At 72.8% G+C, this 2,671-nt stretch carries 2 protein-coding genes and 2 pseudogenes; 3 read left to right on the top strand and 1 reads right to left on the bottom strand.

Features of this window, described 5'->3' with window-relative positions; translation table 11 throughout:
* Positions 1 to 285 (bottom strand): annotated as a pseudogene (locus EIO58_RS15800) (MinD/ParA family ATP-binding protein); the annotation flags it as partial.
* A 205-nt stretch (positions 286 to 490) separates the two neighbouring features.
* On the opposite strand from EIO58_RS15800, the gene nucS reads away from it, so the two are divergent.
* From nucS to EIO58_RS15785, 3 genes and pseudogenes are all read left to right on the top strand, one after another.
* Positions 491 to 1,186 (top strand): endonuclease NucS, encoded by a 696-nt coding sequence (nucS, locus tag EIO58_RS15795; protein ID WP_127820306.1) that lies wholly within the window; start codon positions 491 to 493, stop codon positions 1,184 to 1,186.
* Between the two features lie 79 nt (positions 1,187 to 1,265).
* Positions 1,266 to 2,024: an HAD hydrolase-like protein gene (locus EIO58_RS15790; protein WP_127820305.1), complete on the top strand. Its 759-nt coding sequence runs from the start codon at positions 1,266 to 1,268 to the stop codon at positions 2,022 to 2,024.
* A pseudogene (locus EIO58_RS15785) lies at positions 2,017 to 2,671 on the top strand (hypothetical protein); the annotation flags it as partial. The gene EIO58_RS15790 and the pseudogene EIO58_RS15785, both read left to right, overlap by 8 nt.

Raw genomic sequence — 2,671 nt, 5'->3', positions numbered from 1 at the left:
CGGCGCGGGCGCCGGCGCCTGTTCGCTGTCGGGGGCCACGGCATCCAGCGACTCCTGGAAGGTGCCGTCGGGGTGGACCACCAGCGGCCAGCGCGACGTCCCCTCGACGAGCGTCGCGTGCGCCGGCTCACCGGCCGAGGCGGCCAGCAGACGTATCTCCTCCACGAGGCGGTCGCGCAGCGCCCGGCTGTCGGCGGCGACGACCTCCTCCACATCGCTGCCGACGTGGAGCTGGGCGACCGTGCTCGAAAGGATGTGCACTGTCGCTTCGGGGCGTGAGTTCATCGGTTCCTCCTCCGGGAGCGGCGAGTTCGTGGGGCACGGCGACGCCTGGAGCGCGGCGGCCGGGCACGACCGGCGAGTGCGCGCGGTGACCCGTGAGAGCCCATCCGTCACGGGCGCGAACCGTCGGTCCGCGTCCGCCGTGCATGATCACGCTAGCCGACCGACCGTGCGACGTGCGCCGAGGCCAGCGGACTAGGCTCGTCGGGTGCGTCTCGTCATCGCCCGCTGCTCCGTCGACTACACCGGCCGGCTCAACGCCCATCTGCCGCTGGCGACGCGCCTGCTCGTGCACAAGGGCGACGGCAGCCTGCTCGTGCACTCCGATGGCGGATCGTACAAGCCGCTGAACTGGATGAGCCCGCCGTGCCGGCTGGACGTCGAGATCCCGGATGCCGAGTCAGCCGCCGCGGGCGTGCTCGAGCACTGGCGGGTCACGCACGCCAAGACCGGCGACGCGCTGCTGGTGCGCATCTACGAAGTGATCCACGACTCCTCGCACGAGCTCGGCGTCGACCCGGGGCTGCAGAAGGACGGGGTCGAGGCCGACCTGCAGCGCCTGCTCGCCGAGCAGGTCGACGTCCTCGGCGACGGGCTCACGCTCGTCCGCCGCGAGTTCCCGACCGCGATCGGCCCCGTCGACCTCCTCCTGCGCGACCCGGCCGGCGGCTCGATCGCCGTGGAGGTCAAGCGTCGCGGCGACATCGACGGTGTCGAGCAGCTCACGCGCTACCTCGAGCTGCTCGGTCGCGACCCCCACCTCGCTCCGGTGACCGGGGTCTTCGCCGCCCAGGAGATCAAGCCCCAGGCCAAGGTGCTGGCCGCGGACCGCGGCATCCGCTGCGTCACCCTCGACTACGAGGGCATGAAGGGGGTCGAGTCCGGGGCTCCGCGCCTGTTCTGACCCCCTGCCGCCGCCTACCCCTGGCCGCTGAGACCTCACGGTCAGGGGCGGGCGGCCGGCGCGAACTAGGCTGGGGGGCATGCCGAGCCGATCGCCATGGACCTGTGTGCTGTGGGACGTCGACGGCACGATCGTCGACGCGTCGGAGGGGATCCTGCGGCGTCTGACGATCGCGCTCGAGCACTTCGGCAAGCGGCCGCCGACGCGCGCCGAGCTCGTGCACTGGATCGGCCCGCCCATGTACGAGTCGTTCCAGACGAACGTCGGCATGACTCCGGCGGAGGCGACCGAAGCAGTCACGTTCTACCGCGGGCTCAACAGGATCGACGGCTACCCGACCGGCGCGGAGCTGTTTCCCGGCATGGACGAGCTGATCAGGGATGTCGCAGCGGCCGGCATCCCGCAGGCGACGGCGAGCTCCAAGCCCGAGGTGCAGGTCGTCGCGCTCATGGATCACTTCGACCTTTCGACCTCGCTGACCGCGATCGTGGGCGCCACGCCCGACGAGAGGACTCTGAGCGCCAAGTCAGACATCGTCGCTGAGGCGCTTCGCCGCCTCCAGGCGGCGGGTGCCGACATCAGCCGCCCCGTGCTGGTCGGCGACCGCCATCACGACGTCGAGGGCGGCGCCGCGCACGGGGTCCCCGTGATCTTCGTGCGCTGGGGCTTCTCGTGGCCGCATGAATCCGACGGCGCGCAGGCGGCGGTCGACGACGCCGACCAGCTGCGCGCGCTCCTGCTGCTCGACCACGCCTCCGCTCGCACCGACGCGTCCGCTCCCGCTGTCGTCACCGCCGCCGCCGACGTCACGGCATCCGCCGAGGGTGCGCATGCCTGAATTCACGGCCGCGCTCGTCGGGTGGCTGGTTCCACCCCTGATCGCGCTCGGCGTCGCGACGGTGCTGATCGCCGCGCTCCTGTGGGCTCTCCGGCGCGCCCGCCGGTCCCCGCGAGCGCGCGCCGCTGCTCAGCAGGTGCGGGCGAAGGCGGGCGCGACCCTCGTACGCCTCGACGACGAGGTCGGCGAGCTCGAGCTCGAGGTCGGGCTGTCGGGAGCGCTCTACGGCGGCGGCGCGCCCGCGTCGCTACGCCGGGCGCGCATGATCGCGCAGCACGTTCGCGACTCCTCGTTCGACGAGTACCGTGCGATCAGCGCGCCGGATGCCGCACCCGACGAGATCCGCCGCGTCGCGACCCGAATTGACCGCAAGGCCGGTGAGGCGCTCGCTCTCATCGCGTCGGCCCGGGCCGAGCACGGAGCCTGGGTGCGCGCGAACGTCTCGGCCGCGAGCCAGGTCGACGCGGCACGACGACGGCTGTCCGACCTGAGCGCGTCGATGGGCGACCCTGCGGCGCTCGTCGCGGAGCTGTCGTCGCGCTTCGACGAGGCGGAGTGGCAGGATGCCGCGCGCGCGGCGCACTCGGCGGTGGCCGAGGTCGCCGAGGCCGAGCAGCGGCTGGATGCCGCAGCCACGAAGGCAGCCG

Origin of the sequence: Microbacterium sp. CPCC 204701, assembly GCF_004010105.1 — a bacterium.
Classification (GTDB): domain Bacteria; phylum Actinomycetota; class Actinomycetes; order Actinomycetales; family Microbacteriaceae; genus Microbacterium.
Note: the sequence above shows the minus strand (reverse complement) of the source record. Positions and strands in the feature narration are given on the sequence as shown.